The 21581-nt window shown below is 58.9% G+C and carries 16 protein-coding genes; 14 read left to right on the top strand and 2 right to left on the bottom strand.

From position 1 onward, the window contains the following. Both V7714_RS11315 and V7714_RS11310 read left to right on the top strand, forming a co-directional pair. Positions 1 to 1195, top strand: a 1195-nt coding sequence (locus V7714_RS11315) for an ATP-dependent nuclease (protein ID WP_335709814.1), incomplete at its 5' end; no start/stop codon positions are given. Next, complete coding sequence (locus V7714_RS11310) at positions 1182 to 2270, top strand: AAA family ATPase (RefSeq protein ID WP_335709813.1); 1089 nt, start codon at positions 1182 to 1184, stop codon at positions 2268 to 2270. The genes V7714_RS11315 and V7714_RS11310, both read left to right, overlap by 14 nt. Positions 2271 to 2387: 117 nt before the next feature. Here V7714_RS11310 and V7714_RS11305 read toward each other — a convergent pair whose 3' ends face one another. Together V7714_RS11305 and V7714_RS11300 are read right to left on the bottom strand one after the other, a co-directional pair. Then, positions 2388 to 3803: an aldehyde dehydrogenase family protein gene (locus V7714_RS11305; protein ID WP_284197853.1), complete on the bottom strand. Its 1416-nt coding sequence runs from the start codon at positions 3801 to 3803 to the stop codon at positions 2388 to 2390. A 110-nt stretch (positions 3804 to 3913) separates the two neighbouring features. Further along, positions 3914 to 4483, bottom strand: a complete 570-nt coding sequence (locus V7714_RS11300; protein WP_284197852.1) for a cupin domain-containing protein — start codon at positions 4481 to 4483, stop codon at positions 3914 to 3916. A 287-nt stretch (positions 4484 to 4770) separates the two neighbouring features. On the opposite strand from V7714_RS11300, the gene ald reads away from it, so the two are divergent. The 12 genes from ald (at position 4771) to V7714_RS11240 (ending at position 21114) form a co-directional block, all read left to right on the top strand. Continuing rightward, positions 4771 to 5886 carry an alanine dehydrogenase gene (gene ald, locus V7714_RS11295; protein ID WP_284197851.1) on the top strand — a complete coding sequence of 372 codons (1116 nt, stop codon included), beginning with the start codon at positions 4771 to 4773 and terminating at the stop codon, positions 5884 to 5886. 91 nt (positions 5887 to 5977) lie between these two features. After that, the gene (locus tag V7714_RS11290; RefSeq protein ID WP_284197850.1) at positions 5978 to 6730 is read left to right on the top strand and encodes a gamma-glutamyl-gamma-aminobutyrate hydrolase family protein; all 753 of its coding nucleotides are present in this window, start codon (positions 5978 to 5980) and stop codon (positions 6728 to 6730) included. A 120-nt stretch (positions 6731 to 6850) separates the two neighbouring features. Further along, on the top strand, positions 6851 to 8185 hold the full coding sequence (locus V7714_RS11285; protein WP_284197849.1) for a glutamine synthetase family protein: 1335 nt from the start codon (positions 6851 to 6853) through the stop codon (positions 8183 to 8185). Between the two features lie 158 nt (positions 8186 to 8343). After that, positions 8344 to 9777 (top strand): aspartate aminotransferase family protein, encoded by a 1434-nt coding sequence (locus tag V7714_RS11280; RefSeq protein WP_335709812.1) that lies wholly within the window; start codon positions 8344 to 8346, stop codon positions 9775 to 9777. A 144-nt stretch (positions 9778 to 9921) separates the two neighbouring features. Next, positions 9922 to 11019, top strand: coding sequence for a polyamine ABC transporter substrate-binding protein (locus V7714_RS11275; protein WP_335709811.1), 1098 nt, complete (start codon positions 9922 to 9924; stop codon positions 11017 to 11019). Positions 11020 to 11156: 137 nt separating this feature from the next. Then, positions 11157 to 12278, top strand: coding sequence for an ABC transporter ATP-binding protein (locus V7714_RS11270; protein ID WP_335709810.1), 1122 nt, complete (start codon positions 11157 to 11159; stop codon positions 12276 to 12278). Continuing rightward, positions 12275 to 13246, top strand: a complete 972-nt coding sequence (locus tag V7714_RS11265) for an ABC transporter permease subunit (protein ID WP_284197845.1) — start codon at positions 12275 to 12277, stop codon at positions 13244 to 13246. Before V7714_RS11270 ends, V7714_RS11265 begins: the two co-directional genes overlap by 4 nt. Continuing rightward, entirely contained in the window at positions 13243 to 14133 is an 891-nt protein-coding gene (locus V7714_RS11260; RefSeq protein ID WP_308447071.1) for an ABC transporter permease subunit, read from the top strand. The genes V7714_RS11265 and V7714_RS11260 overlap by 4 nt, the downstream gene beginning before the upstream one ends. A gap of 435 nt (positions 14134 to 14568) precedes the next feature. Next, entirely contained in the window at positions 14569 to 15705 is a 1137-nt protein-coding gene (locus tag V7714_RS11255; RefSeq protein ID WP_335709809.1) for an ABC transporter substrate-binding protein, read from the top strand. A 448-nt stretch (positions 15706 to 16153) separates the two neighbouring features. Beyond that, complete coding sequence (locus V7714_RS11250) at positions 16154 to 18031, top strand: glycosyl hydrolase family 18 protein (protein ID WP_335709808.1); 1878 nt, start codon at positions 16154 to 16156, stop codon at positions 18029 to 18031. A 108-nt stretch (positions 18032 to 18139) separates the two neighbouring features. Beyond that, positions 18140 to 19147, top strand: a complete 1008-nt coding sequence (locus V7714_RS11245) for a cupin-like domain-containing protein (RefSeq protein WP_335709807.1) — start codon at positions 18140 to 18142, stop codon at positions 19145 to 19147. Positions 19148 to 19206: 59 nt separating this feature from the next. Beyond that, positions 19207 to 21114, top strand: coding sequence for a glycoside hydrolase family 19 protein (locus tag V7714_RS11240; RefSeq protein ID WP_335709806.1), 1908 nt, complete (start codon positions 19207 to 19209; stop codon positions 21112 to 21114). The last annotated feature ends 467 nt before the right edge of the window (positions 21115 to 21581 follow it).

The following is a 21581-nucleotide window of genomic DNA, read 5'->3' as shown; positions in this document are numbered from 1 at the left end:
ATATGTTGCGGAACCGGAGAAGATAAGTAGTGTGCCCATCGAATATTACCGGGTTGAGTGGCTTGGCTTCAGTGGCAATCCGATACGTCCGCGAGCGCTTCCGTTGCGATCGGCAATGATCGACCCGACATCAATCTCCAATACGTACGCTGCGAACAAGTATGTGTTGGAAATCGTACGCGACTACCTCACCAGCAAGCAAAGGGCCGACTTGGCGCTGGCCTATAGGCAGATGCGCGGCGTATTCCTCAGCGATGGCAGCGTGATCAAGATCAACGAAGAGCTTGCGAAGAAGACCGGTACGGTCTCTCACAAGACACTATCGGTTGCGATGGATACCACTACCCGTGCGAGTTGGGAAACGGGGGTTATGCCGCACCTCGACGATATCCCGCTCACGCTTGCCGGCAAGGGAGAGCAGAACGCCATCAAGATCAAGTTGGCGGTCGAGGCGGAATCAGCTTGCGATGTGCTCTTACTGGAGGAACCGGAGAATCACCTTTCGTATTCCAATCTTAATCGCCTGATCGCGCAGATTGAGCAAAGCACGGCGGATAGGCAAGTCATCGTCACCACACATAGCAGCTTCGTTATGAACAAGCTAGGTGTCGGCAACATCTTGATGTTTAACGGCGAAAAGGCAGTGACGCTGGATGGACTGCCACACGAGACTAGGCAGTACTTCATGAGACTCCCAGGCCACGACACACTCCGCATGGTGCTCTCGCGGAAGGTGATTTTGGTCGAAGGGCCGTCAGATGAGTTAGTCGTTCAAAAGGCCTATCTCAAAATGCATGGCAAGATGCCTCTTGATGACGGCGTGGACGTCATATCAGTCCACTCGCTCGCTTTCCCGCGTTTCCTCGACATTGCTGCGGCATTGAGATTGGAGACGATAGTGATTCGGGACAACGACGGAGACGCCGCTAGTAAGCGAGAACGCTATGCGTCATATACCAAGGTTGAGACCATCAAAGTATGTGTGGACTCAGACGACACCTGCAAGACGCTGGAGCCCCAGCTGATCAAGGCTAACGGGCTTGCCCGCCTCAACAAGCTTCTTGGCAAGGCGTTTGACGACGACGCTGCGCTCCTCAAGCACATGACGGATACCAAGGCGGAATCTGCCCTGGCGATTTTCGAAAGCAGTGAACCGTTCGAAATCCCGGCGTACATTGCTGATGCCATCAAATAATCGCATCGTCTTAGCCGCAGCGGGGTCAGGAAAGACCACCTACATCGTCGAGCAGGCCTGTGGTGACACCAGTAGTCGTGCAGCCCTCATTACGTACACGAACAACGGCTGCGGGGCGCTTGAAGAGAAGGCCTATGCCCGCTTCGGCCGGATTCCTCCCCATGTCACCGTGTCGACCTGGTACACATTCTTGATGTACCACCTCATCCGCCCATATCAACGTGCGCTTTATGATCGCGCCCGCGTGTCGGCCATTTGTTTCGACAACGGCATATCCGCGATCGGTTCGAAGAAAACTGACATCGGACGTCATTATTTCGCCGCGCCAGGGGTGATATACAGCGACAAGGTTACCGAATTCGCGTGTGCGATCATGGACCGTATTGGCGAAGCGCCTTTGCAGCGCCTAGAGCAGTTGTATGGCCGGCTGTTCATTGACGAAAGCCAGGACCTCGCAGGCTATGATTTGGACCTCGTGGAACGGATCATGAAATGTCGGATTGCCGTGAGCTTGGTTGGCGATCATAGGCAGGCTACCTACGCCACGAACCCCTCGCGCAAGAACAAAAAGTATCATGGGGCGGGAATTGTTGGACGCTTCGAGGCGTGGGAAAAGGCTGGCCTATGCCAGATCGAGCGCCACGCTCATAGTCATCGCTGTATACAGGAAATCTGTGATTTCGCAGATGTGCTTCATCCAACAGAACCCAAGACCGAGTCGCGCAATACCAGCGTGACCGGGCACGATGGCATGTTCGCAGTTAGGCGCAGTGATGCTGCGGAATACTTCCGTAAGTTCAGTCCGCAGACGCTGCGATACAACCGGACGACAGATGCGCTTGGCGAGCCCATAAACTATGGTGCCGCGAAGGGTATGACCTTCGACAGAACCATGATCTATCCACACGGACCGTTGGAGAAGTATCTTGCCAGCGGCAACCTCGATGACGTAAGCAAGTCGCTCCAGAAGGTGTATGTGGCAGTTACGCGAGCGCGGCAAAGTGTTGCGTTTGTCGTAGGTGACCGAGCAAAAGTCAGCGGTGGCATCAAGCTGTATCAACCTGGGGACGTTTGAGGATCGTCGTTGATGCCGGCCTCAGCTGCCGATAGGCAACTGAGGAACAATGGCGGCAGATGTGTAACAGCCCCGACCTAGGCCAGGGCTGCTTACGGCGTATCAGGGCGCCAGTCCTTACAGCTGCATGGACTTGATCTCGTAGAACTCGTGTATGCCGAAGTCGCCCCACTCGCGACCGTTGCCGGACTGCTTGTAGCCGCCCAGGGGGGCGTCGTAGTTGAAGTCGCCGCCGTTCACATAGCAGCCGCCGGTGCGGATCTCGCGGGCGATGCGGATGCCTTCTTCCTTGGTGGCGGCCCACACGCCCGACGACAGGCCGTAGACGCTGTCATTGGCGATGGCGATGGCTTCTGCCAGGTTGGTGTAGGGAATCATGCAGATGACCGGCCCGAAGATTTCTTCTTGGGCGATGGTCATCTTGTTGTGCACGTCGCGGAAGATGGTGGGCCGTACATAGGCACCCCGGTCCAGGCCTTCCGGGCGCTCCAGGCCTCCGGTGACCAGCTTGGCGCCTTCGTCCAGGCCCTTCTGTATGTACTTGAGCACGGTCTCGCGCTGGCCCATGGAGCTCATGGGGCCCATGAAGGTGTCCTTGTCCATGGGGTCGCCCACTTTGAGGCTTTCGGCTACGCGCTTGGCGATCTGGGTGGCTTCCTCATAGCGCGAGGCGGGCACCAGCATCCGGGTGAGGGCGATGCAGGTCTGGCCGGTGTTGATCATCACATCCTTCACGCCGAAGGTGACAGCCTGTTCCAGCGGCGCGTCCTCGGTAATGATGAAGGGCGACTTGCCGCCCAGCTCCAGGCAGACACGCTTGATGCTCTCGGCGGCCAGTTGCTGGATGCGGCGGCCTGTGGCGGTGGAGCCGGTGAACGAGACCATGTCTGCTTCCGGGTGGGTCACCATGGCATCGCCCAGCACACCGCCACGGCCGGTGATCAGATTGAATACGCCCTTGGGCAGGCCGATTTCGGCAACCGCTTCGGCAAAGATGATGTCCTGCAGGGGGGTGACCGAGGAAGGCTTGAGCACCATGGTGCAGCCGGTGGCCAGGGCTGGCGCCACCTTGCCAATCAACTGGTACAGCGGGTAGTTCCAGGGGGTGATGAAGGCGCAGACACCCACGGGTTCGCGCACGACCAGCGAGTTGTTGACCTGCTTTTCCACTTCCATCTCATGGGCGCGGTCGGCGAACTTCTCGAAGGCCTTCACGCAGTTCACCTGGATGATCTTGGCGATTTCCAGCGGGCAGCCCATCGATTGCGAGATGGCCAATGCCAGTGCGTCCTTGCGCTTTTCCAGCGCGGCGTGCAGCTTGCGGATGTAGTCGGCACGCTCGGCCGCCGTGGTGCGCGACCAGGCCGGGAAGGCGGCGCGGGCGGCGGCAAAGGCGCTGTTCACGTCGTCGAGGTCGGCATTGCAGACTTCGGCGAAGGCTTCTTCGGTGGCCGGGTTGTAGACCGTGGTGGTGCCGCTGCCATGGGGGGCGACCCATTCGCCATTGATAAACAGTTTGTCGTAGTGTTTCATGGGTTGATCTCTCGATGGGGATAGCATGTGGATGATAGGGCCGACCCTGCCGGGGCAAGTATTACCTGGGGCTTGGCCGCAGGCGCCTGGTCGGCGACGGTATGTATGGTCTAAAAGCTGGGCGGCGAATTCGGGCTGACCAAGCTGGCACTGACCAGTTCGGCATCGTCACCACCCAGGTTGCGGAAACGGTGGGGCAGGGTGGAATCAAAATAATAGCCCTCGCCCGGCTTGAGTACCCGGCTCTGGTCTGCCACGGTCAGCTCGATCTCGCCCTTGACCACGATGCCGACCTCCTGCCCGGCGTGGCTCAGCATCTCGGCACCTGTATCGGCGCCTGCGCAATACACCTCGCGCAGCATGGTGATATGGCGGTTCTGTACACCGTGGCCCACCAGGAAGAGGTTGACGCCTTCGCCGCCGATGTCGGGCATCTGGCCCGGCTCGAAAAATGGCGAGGGTCGGGCAGGCTCTTCTATATCAAAGGTAAAGAACTCGGCCAGGCTCATGGGCACGCCATCGAGCACCTTCTTCAGCGAGGAAATGGACGGGCTGACGCGGTTCTGCTCGATCAGGGAAATCGTGCTGTTGGTCACGCCGGCACGCTTGGCGAGTTCGCGCTGCGACAAGGCATGCTTTTCGCGAACCAGCTTGAGCCGGGTGCTGACTTCCAGTGACATGGCATCTTCCTTGCTATCGAGTAATGGTAAAGTGTCCAATATAGTGAACACTTCGATGTGGGAAATTATACGGCCTTAGGCCGGCTGACAAGTACTGTTTTGCAGCAAAGTCATTGATATAGCGTTTATTGCGGCGCACAACCGATGGCGCTTGTGTCGTGTTTGGGGGCTGGTGTTTAATATGTTTGACATCGCATCCCGGCGGTGCGTTGAGAATGTTTGACGCACCAAGCGGGTGAGCGGTGGCAGGTCACAAGCCTACAAATCAATAAACGGAGAGACTCATCATGCTGATCGGCGTACCCAAGGAAATTAAGAACCATGAATACCGCGTGGGCCTGACGCCTGCCGGTGTCAAGGAACTCAAGCGCAACGGCCACGATGTGCTGGTGCAGACCAACGCGGGGACGGCTATCGGCTTTCCGGATGAGCAGTACATAGAAGCCGGGGCGCAGATCGTGACGGCGGCCGAGGAAATCTTCAAGCGCGCCGACATGATCATCAAGGTCAAGGAGCCTCAGCCTGTGGAGTGCGCCATGCTGCGTGCCGGGCAGATACTCTATACCTACCTGCATCTGGCGCCGGATCCTGAGCAGACCGCTGCACTGGTGAAGTCTGGTTGCGTGGCCATCGCCTACGAGACGGTGACCGACGGTCGTGGTGGTTTGCCCCTGCTGGCGCCCATGTCGGAAGTGGCGGGCCGCATGGCTATCCAGGCGGCGGCGCGGGCGCTGGAAAAATCGGCCGGTGGCTCGGGCGTGCTGCTGGGGGGCGTGCCTGGGGTGGCTCCCGGCCATGTCACTGTGATCGGTGGTGGTGTGGTAGGTACCCACGCAGCCCGCATGGCGGCTGGCCTGGGGGCGGATGTCACCCTGCTGGATCGCTCGCTGCCGCGCCTGAAGGAAATTGACGAGGCTTTTGGTGGTCGTATCAAGACCCTCTACTCTACCCAGGATGCCATCGAGAACGAACTCAAGGTGGCCGATGCCGTGATTGGCGCCGTGCTGATCCCCGGTGCCGCTGCACCCAAGCTGGTGACCAAGGACATGCTCAAGCTGATGAAGCCAGGCTCGGTGCTGGTGGATGTGGCCATAGACCAAGGCGGCTGCTTCGAGACCTCGCGTGCGACCACCCATCAGGAACCCACCTATGTGGTGGATGGCGTGACGCACTATTGCGTGGCCAATATGCCGGGTGGTGTGGCGCGTACCTCCACCATGGCACTGACCAACGCCACGCTGGTGCATGCCGTGGCCATTGCCAACAAGGGCTGGAAGAAGGCGCTGAAGGATGATATCCATCTGCGCAATGGCCTCAATGTCTGTGAAGGCAAGGTGACTTATGCCGCAGTTGCCCGCGATCTGGCTTATGAATATGTATCGGCCGATAGCGTACTGAACTGATAGCAAGGCAGAGGACGGCGGGTGACCGCCCGCCGCCCGTGTATGTAACCCCGCCCGGCTGGTTTGCCGGGCACAGCGCAAGACCATGGATATGAAACGCAAACCTGTCGTAGGCATCGTCGCAGACCGCAAGCAGCTGGGCCTGCATCCTTTCCACTGTGTGGGTGAGAAGTACATCACCGCCGTGATTGGTGGAGCGGATTGCCTGGCTATCGTGATCCCCGCCCTGGGGGAGATGCAGGACTTCGGTGCCTTGCTCGATATGGTGGACGGCTTCTTGTTTACCGGCAGTGTTTCCATGGTGGACCCGCAACGCTACAACGGCCCCAGCCTGCCGGAAGGGCAGCACCTCGATACCGCGCGGGATCAGACCGCCATGCCTTTGATGGCGCTGGCTATCGAGCGCGGCATGCCGGTGTTTGCCATCTGCCGCGGTTTCCAGGAAATGAACGTGGTACATGGCGGCTCGTTGCTGCAAAAAGTGCATGAAATGCCGGGCATGATGGATCACCGCGAGGACAGTGCGGCCGAGCTGGAAGTGCAGTACGGCCCGGCGCACCCTGTTCAATTTACCGAGGGCGGCCTGATACAGCGTACCAGCGGCCTGAGCGAATACAGCGTCAACTCCATACACAACCAGGGCGTGGAACGCCTGGGCGCCGGCCTGCAGGCCGAGGCCCTGGCGCCGGACGGCCTGGTGGAAGCCTTCTCGGTGAAGGATGCAAAAGGATTTGCACTGGCGGTGCAATGGCACCCCGAGTGGAAATACGCTGACAATCCCCTCTCGACCAGCCTGTTCAAGGCGTTTGGTGAGGATTGCCGGCGCTACCAAGCGAGCCGTTGACGGTGTACCACCGTTGAGGGAAACGTCGGAAAGCGACGGGGAATCCCCCCCGCCGCGCTTTCCAATGTTTGCCGGCTTGCCAACAACCGGAGGTTCGCCGCACAGCGGCGAAAAACTAGCATGGCACAGAACCAATTCCAGGACTTTTTCCGCGAATACGGCATTACCGAAGTCGAGTGCGTCGTCCCCGATATGACGGGCGTGGCACGCGGCAAGATTCTGCCCAAGAGCCAGTTCAATTCGGCCAATATGCGCCTGCCCAAGGCGGTACTGATACAGACCGTCACCGGCGACTGGCCCGACGATGACAATATCACCGGCCCTACCGACCCGGATGTGGTCTGCGTACCTGACTTCAATACGGTCAGGCTGGTGCCATGGGCGCCAGACCCCACCGCCCTGGTGATCCATGACTGCGTGCATTTCGACGGGTCGCCGGTCGATATCTCGCCCCGCTACGTACTGCGCAAGGTGCTCAAGCTGTTCGAGGACAAGGGCTGGAAGCCAGTGGTGGCGCCTGAGCTGGAGTTCTATCTGGTCGAGCGCAATATCGATCCCGATATCCCGCTCAAGCCACCGGTAGGCCGCACCGGCCGGGCCGAGACCGGCCGCATGAGCTATAGCATCGATGCGGTGAACGAGTTCGACCCCTATTTCGAGGACGTCTACGAATACAGCGACGCCATGCGGCTGGATGTGGACACCCTGATTCATGAAGTGGGCGCCGGCCAGATGGAGATCAACTTCGTCCACGGCGATGCCCTGGACCTGGCCGACCGTGTGTTCCTGTTCAAGCGGGTGGTTCGTGAGACGGCGCTGCGCCACAACATCTACGCCACCTTCATGGCCAAGCCCATGCAGGAAGAGCCCGGCAGCGCCATGCATATCCACCAGAGCGTGGTGGGGCGTGACGGTAACAATGTGTTCTCCAATGCCGATGGCAGCCCGTCTGATCTGTTCCTCAGCTATATCGCCGGCCTGCAGCGCTATATGCCGGCCGTGATGCCCATCATGGCGCCATTTGTGAACAGTTACCGCCGCCTGAGCCGCTTTACCGCAGCCCCCATCAACCTGCAGTGGGGTTACGACAACCGCACCGTGGGCATACGGGTACCCAATTCCGGCCCAGAGGCACGCCGGGTGGAAAACCGGGTGCCGGGCGTGGACGTCAACCCCTACTTGGCCATGGCCGCTACCCTGGCTTGCGGCTACCTGGGCATGATCAAGGGCTTGAAGCCTTCCGACCCCATGACCACCAGTGGCTACGATCTGGACTACGAGCTGCCACGCCACCTGGAAGATGCCATCGAGCTGATGCGCGATTCGGCCGATATCGCCGAAGTGTTTGGTGCCGACTTCGTAAATGCCTTCTGCGCGGTGAAGGAGAAGGAATACGACACTTTCTTCCGCGTGATCAGCTCGTGGGAGCGCAGCCACCTGCTGCTTAATGTATAACGCCGTCCCTGGCGCAAGATGCGGCCACGTTTTCCTACCGGAAACGGGGCCGCGGTGCAGGAGTCGGTCTAGCGACCATCAGCCAGCCGGCAAGGCGGCGACTCCCCACCCCAACCCGCTCCCCCGCCGGGAGCGGTAAGTCAATACTGGAGAAACCAATGAGCAATCCCTTCGACACCCGCCCGGCCATTCACGCCGAGGCCCACAAGCCGAGCGGCAGCGTGTTTGCAGCCCGCAGCACCCAGGAATGGCAGCAGATGGATGCAGCACACCATCTGCACCCGTTCAGCGATATGGGTTCGCTGAACAAGCAGGGCAGCCGTGTGATCACGCGTGCCGAGGGTGTCTATCTGTGGGATAGCGATGGCAACAAGATCATCGACGGCATGGCTGGCCTGTGGTGCGTGAACGTGGGCTATGGTCGCCGCGAGATCGCCGAAGTGGCTTACAAGCAGATGATGGAACTGCCGTTCTACAACACCTTCTTCAAGACCACCCACCCGCCCATCATCGAGCTGTCGCAGCTGCTCAGCGAAGTGACGCCGGCTGGCTTCGAGCACTTCTTCTATTGCAACTCGGGCTCCGAGGGCAACGATACTGTTCTGCGCGTCGTGCACCAGTATTGGGCATCGGTGGGTAAGCCTACCAAGAAACATATCATCTCGCGCAAGAACGGCTACCACGGCTCCACCATCGCCGGTGGCTCGCTGGGTGGCATGGGCTATATGCACGAGCAGATGCCTTCGCAGGTCCCCAATATTGCCCATATCGACCAGCCATTCTGGTTTGGCGAGGGCAGCGATCTGAGCCCGGCCGAATTCGGCCTCAAGTGTGCTCGCCAACTGGAAGAGAAGATCCTCGAGCTGGGTGCCGACAATGTCGCTGCCTTTATCGGCGAGCCTTTCCAGGGGGCCGGCGGGGTGATTTTCCCGCCAGAAACCTACTGGCCAGAAATCCAGCGCATCTGCCGCAAGTACGATGTGCTGCTGTGCGCCGACGAAGTCATCGGCGGCTTTGGCCGTACCGGCGAATGGTTTGCCCACCAGCATTTCGGCTTCGAGCCGGACACCATGACCCTGGCCAAGGGCCTGACCAGCGGCTACGTGCCCATGGGCGCTGTGGCTATCCACAAGCGTATCGCCGAGCCCTTGATTGCGGGCGGTGATTTCAACCATGGCTTGACTTACTCCGGCCACCCGGTTGCCGCTGCTGTGGCCGTGGCCAATATCAAGCTGCTGCGTGATGGCGGCATCATCGAGCAGGTCAAGACCGAGACCGGTCCTTACTTCCAGAAGGCCCTGCGCGAAGCACTGGATGCTTCGCCACTGGTGGGGCAGATCGATGGCGCCGGCCTAGTGGCAGGTATGCAGTTGACTGAAGACAAGGCCAGCCGCAAGCGCTTTGCCAATGGCTATGAGATCGGTCTCAAGTGCCGCGATTACTGCTTCAAGAACAATCTCATCATGCGCGCCACTGGCGACCGTATGCTGTTGAGTCCGCCCTTGGTGATGAACAAGTCGGAAATCGACGAGCTGGTCGAGAAGGCCGCCTTGTGCATAGGCCTTACGGCACGCGAGCTAGGTATGGTGTAATTCGTGCTTGCAACACGGCAGCCTGGCTGCCGTGTTGCATGTTACGGCTTTGTTCAGCGCGTCCGGTGGTTCCGCCCCTGGATGTCGTGCAGATTCGTTTCGGCAGTCCTTCCCCGCATTATTTCAACGCTCAGGAGAAATTCGATGGTTAGGAAGCAGTTTGCGATGACCGTATTGGCTGCCACCCTGTTGGGTGTGGCGGCTCAGGCTCAGGCCGCCGGCCAGTTGAATATCTACAACTGGAACGACTATATCGGCGAGCAGACAGTGCCGAATTTCGAGAAGGCCAATAGCGTCAAGGTCAAGTACGACGTCTATGACAGCAACGAAACATTGCAAGCCAAGCTGCTGACCGGCAAGTCGGGCTACGATATCGTAGTGCCCTCGCTGGAGTTCGCTGCCAAGCAGATCCAGTCGAACATCTACCTGCCGCTGGATAAATCCAAGATACCGAATTACGCCAACCTGAACCCCGAGATACTGAAGAAGGCAGAAGTAGCCGACCCGGGCAACAAGTTCCTGGTGCCATATATGTGGGGCACCACCGCCTTTGGCATCAATGTGGACAAGGTCAAGAAGGCGCTGGGTAGCGAACCCATGCCGGCGGATGAGTGGGAGCTGATCTTCAATCCCAAATACACCAACAAGCTGAAATCCTGCGGCATCTCCTTTATGGATACCGGTAGCGATGTGTATTCCATGGTCAACATCTACCTGGGCAAGGATGCCAACGACCATTCCGACGCCACCCTGAAGGCGGCTACCGACGTACTGAAGAAGGTGCGCAAGGATGTGCGCGTGTTCAACTCCTCGCCCATAGACCTGCTGGCCAATGGCGACGTCTGCGTTGCCATGTCCTTCAACGGCGATACCTATATTGCCAAGGACAGGGCGGTCGAGGCCAAGAACAACCAGAAGATCGAATACGTGGTCCCCAAGAAGGGCACCATATTGTGGATAGACAATATGGCTATCCCCAAGGACAGCAAGAATGCCGCCAACGCCCTGGCCTGGATCAACTACATCCTGGATCCCAAGGTGGTGGCAGAGATATCGAACTACGTGAACTACGCGAACCCGAATACCAAGTCGGCGCCGTTCGTGGACAAGAAGATCGCCAGCGACCCTAAGATCTTCATGAACCAGGAAGCACTCAGCAAGCTACAGGCCAAAAAGCCTATCGAGCCCGCTGCCCAGAAGCTGATCACCAAGTATTTCAACCAGTTCAAATCGGCCAAATAGGCTGATAGTCGAAGGGCCGATCACAAAAGGTCGGCCTTTTTTGCGAAGATATGCCCTCGTTTCCAAATCAAACGCACGCGCCGATGGCGTTGCGCGTTTGATTTGGCAATGACCAAACCTTGTATGGAGTTTCTATCGTGGCGGTAACGGAAGTCGCAGCAGGCGACAACAAGCAGCACTACCTTGAGATCAAGGGCGTCACCAAGAAATTCGGTGATTTCTATGCGGTTGACGATGTGGACCTGGTCATCCCCAAGAACGAGATATTTGCCCTGCTGGGTAGCTCGGGCTCAGGCAAATCCACCCTGCTGCGGATGCTGGCGGGCATGGAGCATCCAACCGAAGGCCGTATCATCCTGGATGGCCAGGACATTACTGACCTGCAGCCCTATGTGCGGCCAGTGAACATGATGTTCCAGAGCTATGCGCTGTTTCCGCACATGACGGTGGAGCAGAACATCGCTTTTGGCCTCAAGCAGGACAAGCTGCCCAAGGATGAGATCATAGACCGGGTAGGCAAGATGCTGGACCTGGTGCAGATGCGCAAGTACGCCAAGCGCAAGCCGCACCAGTTGTCGGGCGGCCAGCAGCAGCGGGTGGCATTGGCACGTTCGCTGGCCAAACGCCCCAAGCTGTTGCTGCTGGATGAGCCCCTGGGCGCCTTGGACAAGAAACTGCGGGTACAGACCCAGTTTGAACTGGTCAATGTGATCGAGACTGTAGGGGTGACCTGCATCATGGTGACCCATGACCAGGAAGAAGCCATGACCATGGCCAGCCGTATCGCCATCATGAGCGAAGGCAAGCTGATGCAGGTGGGTGGCCCGCGTGAGATATACGAGTACCCAAGCTGCCGCTTTACTGCCGAGTTCATCGGCTCCACCAATATCTTCGAAGGCCGGCTGTCGGTAGACGAGCCCGACCATATCGTCATCGAAAGCGCTGAGCTGGCACGCGGCATCTATGTGGACCACGGCATTACCGGCCCCAAGGGCATGACCGTGTGGTATTCGGTCCGCCCGGAAGACGTCGTGCTGTGCCGCGAAAAACCGGATGGCCAGTACAACTGGGCCGAGGGCAAGGTACACGATGTGGCGTATCTGGGCTCCCACTCGGTCTACCACGTCAAGCTGGCCTCCGGCCGCATCGTCATGGCCAATGTGCCGTCCAATGTCTGGGGCAGCGAAAAGCCGGCTACCTGGAATGAAGACGTGGTGGTGAAGTGGGGGGATGACGCCGGTGTGGTGCTGACATCATGATCAAATCACTCTTGCATCGCTGGCTGCCCTCGGGCCGCACCGGCGTGATTGCGCTACCGTATTTCTGGCTGCTGTTCTTCTTTGCGCTGCCGTTCTTCTTTGTGCTGAAGATCAGCTTCGCCCAGCCTGATATTGCGCAACCGCCCTATACCCCTCTGGTGACCCAGGAGGAAAACACCACCACCATCGTGCTGGATACCACCAAGTACAGCACCATCCTGGACGAGGGCAAGGCGTTCTATCACTCGCTGTTCGACCCGGAAACCACCTGGGAGCAGGCGAAGGAAGAGAGCCAGTATGTGGTGGCCTATGGCAATGCCATCAAGCTGGCGCTCTACACCATGCTGCTGACGCTGCTGATAGGCTACCCGCTGGCCTATAACATCGCCCGCGCCAACGAGGCCACCCGCAATACCTTGCTGATGCTGGTGATGATTCCGTTCTGGACCTCCTTCCTGCTGCGGGTCTATGCCTGGATAGGCATACTCAAGCCCAATGGCGTCATCAACAATGTGCTGATGTCCATGGGGTTGATCGATGCGCCGCTGGAGATGCTCTACACACCGTTCTCGGTGGTGATAGGCATGGTCTACAACTACCTGCCGTTCATGATATTGCCGCTGTACTCCACCCTGGTGAAGCTCGATGGCCGCCTGTTCGAGGCGGCGGCCGATCTGGGGGCGAGCAAGGTCACTACCTTCTTCCGCATCACCTTGCCGCTGTCCAAGGCCGGCATCATCGCCGGCTGCATGATGGTGTTCATCCCGGCCGTGGGTGAGTATGTGATACCAGCGCTGCTGGGGGGCGGTGACGTGGTCTTCATCGGCAACAAGCTGATGGACGACTTCGGCGCCAACCTGGACTGGCCGCAGGCTGCTGCCGTGGCCGTGGTGATGCTGGCGTTGCTGATTGCACCCATCATCTGGTTCCATCGCTTTGAGCAGAAACAGCAGGAGGCTGCGCAATGAACAAGATGCCAACTGCCAACAAGCTGTTCATGCTGCTGGGGTTTTTCTTTCTATATGCGCCCATCGCCAGCCTGATCATCTACTCCTTCAATGAATCACGCCTGGTCACGGTATGGGGGGGCTTCTCGCTCAAATGGTATGGCGAGATGTTCAATAACGACGATCTGCTCGCGGCGGCCGGCCTGAGCTTCAAGATCGCCTTCCTGGCCGCCACCCTGGCGGTGGTGCTGGGTACGGTGGCCGGTTTTGTACTGGCCCGCTTCGGCGCCTTCCGTGGGCATTCCCTGTTTGCTGGCCTGACTACCGCACCCATGGTAATGCCCGAAGTGATCGTGGGCTTGTCCATGTTGCTGCTGTTCGTGTCCTTGCAGTCCAGCCTGGGCTGCTCGGCCGATGACCCTGGCGGCCTGTTTACCCGCCTGGGTTGCTGGGCGTTTGGCGAGCGGGGGATGATCACCATCTGGATAGGGCATACCACGCTGTGCATGGCCTATGTGGCGGTACTGGTGCAGGCACGGCTGAAGGAGCTGGATCGCTCGCTGGAAGACGCGGCAATGGACCTCGGTTGCCACCCGTTCAAGGTGTTCTTCGTCATCACCATACCGGTGATTGCGCCGGCCCTGGTATCCGGCTGGTTGCTGAGTTTCACCCTGTCGCTGGATGACTATGTGCTGACGGCCTTCCTGTCCGGCCCGGGTTCGACCACCTTGCCCCAATGGATTTTCTCCTCGGTGCGTATCGGCCCCACGCCGGAAGTGAATGCGTTGGCGACGGTGGTGATCGTCATCGTCACTGTCTTTGTGGTGATCTCCAACCGCCTGATGCTCTCAGCCCAGGCCAAGCGGGATCGCGCCATGCAGGCGGCGTTTGCTGGCAAGACAGAGTAAAGCGGCTAGCGCGATTCCAGGTCTGTTCACCGCGAAAAGATCGTGAACAGCCTGCTTAAGACCCATGCCAGTCAGTGAATGCTGACTGGCATTTTTTTGCTTGGGCCACCCACAAGGGCGCTTCACAAAGCCAAATGCATGCGCATGCCCGCCTGGGCAAGGCGTAGTGTGTAGCCAGCTTCACAGCCTATGCGCAAGGCCTTGTTGCCGTTATCGAGAACGGCAAGTACAAGGCAATAGCAGGCAAATGGGCATAAGGACCGAATGGTCGGCCCAGGCCAAGCCAAATGGCCGAATGGGTTGCCTTATGGCCTCTCGTTGCTACGCTGTACTATACGCTGGCCGAATTCAACGGTTGGCTTCCCTGCTCTGGGAGGCCTGGTGTGGCCGGTGACGCAGCGGAAACAGCAGCCGGGAGGTATCTGCATGTACCGCATGGTTATCGTTGTTTGGGCCTGGCTTTGCCTGGCAGGTGCAGTGCAGGCAGGGGAGGTGCTGCGTATCTTCACTTGGCAGGGATATGTGACAGCAGATGATCTGACCCAGGTTAATCGGCTGCTGCAGGAGCGCAACCTGGATGTGCGCGCAGAGATCATCCAGCCTTTTGCGGTGGGGCCAGAGCAGATGTTTGAGGTCATGCGCTGGCATCAAGCTGACCTTAGTTTCTTCACGCTTAACTACATTCAGATGCAGGAAGGGCGAGGAGCCCGCCTGCTTCAAGAGATTGATGCACGCCGCATACCTAACTTCGCTCGTGTTCGACCCGAACTGGCCGCCCTGCCCATGGGTAAGGCGGGCGACAAGTTGTTGTATGTGCCTTTTGGCGGTGGTGCGTATGGCATCTGGGCCAATATGGACAAGCTCAAGCCAGAAGCACTGCCGCGTCGCCTGAATGAGCTATTGGATGAGCGTTGGAGAGGCAAGATCTCGTTGACCAGTGGTCAGGTGCAACCCAATGTTGCGCTGGCCTATATGGCTGTCGGCGAGCCTCCTTTTTTGCTGGACAGCCTGGTTCAGTCCAACAGCAGGCAGCAAGCGAAGCGGCAACTATTGAACAGCCCGGCCAAGCGCTTCCTGGATGCGCTCTACCAGCAGGTGAGTACCTTCTGGACTGTTGCGCCTCAGTTTTCGGAGCAAGATCTGCTGGTGGCAAGCTATGGCCCTGAGATCGCACGGCAGCGTAGCCTGGGCAGGCACTGGGCGCTGGTTCCTTTCGAGGAGGGCAATACTGTCTGGTTGGATACCATGAACATCGCCCGCGAAGTCTCTGGTGCCAAGCTGGAGGCGGCCTATATCTTCATCGACTACATGCTGTCAGATGCGGTGCAACGCGGCGTGGTTGAGCGACTCAGTATGGTGGCGGTGACAAAGACAGTGAAGAACCCCTTGCTGGATGGCAACCCGGATTTCTTCCGACCGGACCGCTTCTGGCCGCCTTATGCCAAGTTGTCGGACAACTTGATGAAGGCCATGTCAGACCAAGCCATGCGTAGCCGACGGCGTGAAGGCGCTCCAGTGGCGAGGCATGTTCCCGTTCCGACACCATCCCCCAGCGCACTTCGCGCACCCTGATCGTGGTTAGTAAGTGGTTATGTTCCAGTAGCAATACAGCGCTTACTTATTCAGCCTAGGCATCGATGCGCCATTTGCGTCGCTGAACCGCAACAGACCACTTCTCTTTGCCATCACGCTGGCATCTGTACTCCCCCGAGCTATGCCCCTGTAAGCCTTGCTGCATCAGGCTTGCCCATTTTTTGTTCTATTTATGCCATTCGCCTGTGTTGGCTTGGAATATAGAAAATCGGATTGACATTACTCATAACTACGTCATATTTTCATGCATACCAGATTAGAACCACAAATAACCAATTTGAGATGTTTAAGTAATACCGGTCTTATGTGGTGGTATGGCTGCACTTTGCATTGCCTGACGGTGGGGGGCGATGGCAAACGACAACTGAGCCGGGCGAAGCATCCGGTTACCTCACCTTACTTCCAACTCTCGGATGGAGTTAACCGCATGAACCGTACCCAAAGCTCGGCCCGTCGCTTCGCGTTGCGTTCTGTCACCGTCAGCCTGGCTACCGCCGGGTTGCTGTATGCCCCGAATGTGCTGGCTGCTACCTGCGCCGCCCCATGGGCTGAAGGCAATACCTACGCTACCAATACCCTGGCCTCGTACACCAGCAAGAATTACAAGGCGCTGCAGACCCATACCGCCCACGTGGGCGCCAACTGGAATCCTGCCTCGACGCCGACCCTGTGGGGCTTCGTAGAGAACTGCAGCGGCACCCCTACGCCGACACCAACGCCAACGCCAACGCCAACGCCAACGCCAACGCCGACACCGACACCGACACCGACACCGACACCGACACCGACACCGACGCCCACCCCGACTCCGGTCAGTTGCTTTGTCGCCTGGAATGCCAGCACGGCCTACACCACCGGCCAGCGTGTGACCTACAACGGTCGCAACTACGAGGCCAAGTGGTGGACCATGGGTGAGGCACCATCGGCCAATACCGGCAGCGGCAAGCCCTGGACGGATCTGAACGCTTGCACTACGCCGACACCGACACCGACACCGACACCGACGCCAACACCGACGCCAACACCGACGCCAACACCGACGCCAACACCCACCGCACGCCAGGTTGGGTCGTATTTTGCGCAATGGGGTATCTACGGGCGTAACTACCAGGTCAAGAATATCGAGACCTCGGGCTCGGCAGCCAAGCTGACCTTCCTCAACTATGCCTTCGGCAATGTCTACCAGAAGAACGGCGGTTACGAGTGCGATATCCAGTACCGTACCGAGTCGGGCAATGGGGATGGCGGCGATCCGTTTGCCGACTACAGCAAGTCCTTCGACGCTGCTACCTCGGTTGATGGCGTGGCCGACAAATGGGATAGCCCGCTGCGCGGCAACTTTGGCCAGATCAAGCGACTCAAGGCCAAGTATCCCGGTATCAAGGCCTTTATCTCGCTGGGTGGCTGGTCGTGGTCCAAGTGGTTCTCGGCCGCATCGGCCAACGATACCCTGCGCAAGCAACTGGTGAAGAGCTGTGTGGATGTCTACATCAAGGGCAATCTGCCGGTCTATGACGGTGCGGGCGGTACAGCTGCGGCGGCCGGGCTATTTGATGGCATCGATATCGATTGGGAATTCCCCGGCGTGCAGGGCTTTGGCTACAACACCGTCAGCCCGGCCGATAAGCAGAACTTCACCTTGCTGCTGAAGGAATTCCGTACCCAGCTGAATGCGCTGACGGCTACTACCGGTAAGCCGTACAAGCTGACGGTGGCCATCGGTGCCGGCAAGGACAAGATAGACATGACCGAGCCGGCCCTCTACAGCCAGCATCTGGACTGGATCAATCTGATGTCCTACGACTTCCACGGCGGCTGGGATGCCAAGGGACCGACGGACTTCCATTCGCACCTGAGCAATGACCCGGCCAGCCCCAATGCGCAGACCACCCTGGGCGCCAGCTACAACATCGAGGGGGCGGTGAACAGCCTGCTCGCTGCGGGTGCGCCTGCCGGCAAGATCGTGATCGGCATCCCGTTCTATGGCCGGGGCTGGACCGGCGTGACCAATGCCAACAACGGCCTTTACCAAGCGGCTACCGGTGCGGCACGCGGTACTTACGAGGCGGGGATAGAGGACTACAAGGTGCTGAAGAACGCACCCGGTAATGTCTATGTCCACCCGGTGACCAAGCAGTCGTGGAAGTTCGACGGTAGCAACTTCTGGTCCTACGACACCCCTGATGTCATCCAGACCAAGATCGACTACGTCAAGGCCAAGGGTTTGGGCGGCATGATGAGCTGGTCGCTGGATGGGGATACAGCCAATGGTGAACTGATGACCAAGATGAGCACGGTCAGGTAAGGCTGGCAGGATAGGGCGGGGCACCGTTGCTGCAAGGAGCGCGGTGCCCCGCTCCATCTGGTGGTATGCACGCTTTAACGACCTGGGCGAATGGCAAGCGAGGATGAAATGGACGTACGACGCGTAGACCACGAATGGCGCCGCTGGATAGCGGAGAACCTGTTGCTGGAGAGCAGCCCGGCCGTGCTGCTGCAGACCATGGTGGACAACGGGATCAGCCCCGAGGAGGCCGGCCGCGAGCTGGAGGCGGCCATCAACAGCCCCTATCTGGCGGGGGCTGCCCGCCTGCGCAACCGCCTGAAGAAGCGCACCTGGCCGCTGGATATACAGCGCAAGCTCAACAGTCTGGACAGCCGCACCCACGAGGTACCCCGCCGGCACCAGATCAGCGGTGATGCCTTCTTCAAGGAGTTCTATGCGCTCAACCGTCCCGTCATCATCACCGGCATGATGGACGACTGGCCCGCCTTGTCGCGCTGGCATTTTGGCTATTTGCGCGAGCGCTTTGGCGAGCGCGAGGTGGAGGTGCAGTTTGGCCGCAACCAGGACGCCAATTACGAAGTGAACCAGCCCAAACACAAGCGCAATATGCGCTTTGCCGATTATGTGGATCTGGTGCAAAACAGCGGCCAGACCAATGATTTCTACATGACCGCCAACAATAGCGGCCGTAACAAGGAAGCCCTGGCCGAGCTATGGGATGACGTGGTGCAACTGCCCAGCTATCTGGACGGCAAGCCGGGCAATGGCTTCTTCTGGTTTGGCCCGCGCGGCACCCGCACGCCTTTCCATCATGACCTCACCAACAACTTCATGGCGCAGGTAATGGGGCGCAAGCGCATACGGCTGGTGCCCGCCGTGGAGCTGGGGCAGATCTACAACGACCTGCATTGCTACACACCGGTTGACGGTGCCGATATTGATTACCAACGTTTTCCGCTGATGCGCGATGCCCAGATACTGGATGTGGAACTGGCGCCCGGCGAGATCCTGTTCCTGCCGGTGGGCTGCTGGCATTACGTGGAAGGCCTGAGCCCCAGCATCACCATGTCGTTTACCAATTTCCGCTGGGACAACGATTTCTCCAGTTTCTACGACAGCTACCACGGCGTTTGAGCCCAGGCTGTCGCTCGCCAGGCAAGGCGGGCCACATTACATTAAGACGGAGCGTGACCATGACAACACCCCGCAGGCCTCTCTTCGGCATGAATGCCGTCACCCTGGGCTTGGTTGCAGCCGGCCTGCTGCACGCGCCTGCGGCGTGGGCCGCGAGCTGTGCTGCCAGTTGGGCCGAGGGCAGTACCTATATGGCCAACAGCCAGGCCAGCTACCAGGGCAGGAACTACACCGCACTGCAGACCCATACCGCCTTTGTGGGCGCCAACTGGAACCCGGCAGCATCGCCGACCTTGTGGCGTTTTAACGAAAACTGCGGCAGTACACCCACACCAACACCAACACCAACACCAACACCAACACCAACACCAACACCAACACCAACACCAACACCAACTCCGGTGGGCTGCCATGCTGCCTGGAGTGCCGCTACAGCTTATACCACCGGCCAGCGTGTGACCTCTGATGGGCGTAACTACGAAGCCAAGTGGTGGACCATGGGGGAGGTGCCTGCCGCCAATACGGGCAGCGGCAAGCCGTGGGCAGACTTGAGTGCTTGTGGGACGCCGACACCGACACCGACGCCAACGCCAACGCCAACGCCAACGCCAACGCCAACGCCAACGCCAACGCCAACGCCAACGCCAACGCCAACGCCGACCCCGACCCCGACCCCGGCAGCCTACAAACCCCAGGTTCGCTTGATTGCCGCACCGGCAGGCTATCCCACCGAAGCGCAGTTTGGCGCTGCTGAGCAGGCACTTGCCAGCCAGGCGGGGGCGGATGCGCAGGCGCTCGCTCGTATCCGCGCGGCGCTCAGGGTGAGGGCGGACAGCGAGGTGAACCTGGTGGTGCCCGGCCGGGCGGCCAACCCTGATAATGTGAAACGGATAGAACAGCTACTGGGCCAGGCGCGGTTTGACCAGTTGTTCCCGGTACGCCATATCAACTACACCTATACGAATTTCCTGCGCGGGGCGGCCAAGTTCCCCGCCTATTGCGACAACTACAGCGATGGCCGCAATGCTGATGCCATCTGCCGCAAGCTGCTGGCGACCTCGTTTGCCCATTTTGCCCAGGAGACCGGTGCCAACTGGCCTGCGCTGACTCCTGCAACAGCCCGAACCTATAGCGAGCACAACAACCCGGTGCTGGCCGCAATGCCACAGAACGAAGCCATACCCACCTATAAGCAGGCACTGTGGTATCTGCGTGAGTCGGGCTACAACGAAGGGTCGGCGGTGGGCGCGTATCAGGATTGCTTCCGGGGTGCGGGCAGCTCCATTTTCTCGATCTTCTACCCCTGCGCGCAGGATGCACAGAACCGCAACATTGACTACTTTGGCCGAGGCTCCAAGCAGCTTTCGTGGAACTATAACTACGGGCCGTTCAGCAAGTCGCTCTACGGCGATGCCAACGTGCTGCTCGATAATCCAGGGCGTGTGGCGGATAGTTGGCTGAACTTTGCTTCTGCTATCTGGTTTGCGGTCTACCCGCAATCACCCAAGCCGCCCATGACCTGGGTGGTTGATGGCACCTGGGTTACCAACGCAGTGGACCTGGCCAACAATATGAAACCGGGATTTGGCGCCACGGTCTTCATCATCAATGGCGGTATCGAGTGCGGCGGTGGCGGTGCCGAGAAGCAGCAGGTGGTCAACCGTATCGCCGCCTACCGCGAGTTTGCCCGTGAGCTGGGCGTAGCCATCCCCGCCGAGGAGCCACTGGGCTGCGCTGCCATGCGTGGTTTCCAGGCGGGCTCGGCCGCGGCAACCAAGACCTATCTCGATAAGGATTGGGGCTATAACCCCAATAATCCGGGTGGTGTCAGCTGGGCCTGCAAGCTGGTGGATTACCAGATGCCCTTCAGCCTGGCCAATGCAGGTGACTATAAACAATGCGTAGATTATATGTTCCGGGGGCAGGTATTCTGGAATGGTACCAAGGTGATAGACAATACCCGCTGAAATCAACAGTGCTGTGAGCTGAAATGGCATGCCTAGCGGCATGCCATTTTTTGTTCTGATGACGGATGGCGTTATATTAAAATGGTGCTGCTGGGGTGATGGGTGTAAATCAAGACCCTCGTTGCAATGGCTGACGTTCAGAGGGCAGGGTGCTAGGGCGTATCCCTTGAATCGGTAAAGCCTGGTTGAATCCTCTGGCGTGCAACGGCAGTTTCGGCCTGGAATGTCGAGCTGAATACGCCGATCAGCTTGGCGCTGTGACGGCTTTGTGGGTGTGCCAAGCCAGATATACTCGGTGGCGTTGGTGTGTAAAATTTCGCGGTAATGGATTCGTGCATGCGGTCACGTTGTTGCGGATTAGCTGCATGATGTTGATTTTCTTGGGTATTCTTTGATTTTCTGACGTAGTTTAAGACCGTTTTAATGTCTCGGCTACATAAATTCAATCATGAAAAACTATGGGGTCT

The sequence above is a fragment of the Chitinimonas sp. JJ19 genome, assembly GCF_036961565.1.
In the GTDB taxonomy this organism is placed as follows: domain Bacteria; phylum Pseudomonadota; class Gammaproteobacteria; order Burkholderiales; family Chitinimonadaceae; genus Chitinimonas.
Note: the sequence above shows the minus strand (reverse complement) of the source record. Positions and strands in the feature narration are given on the sequence as shown.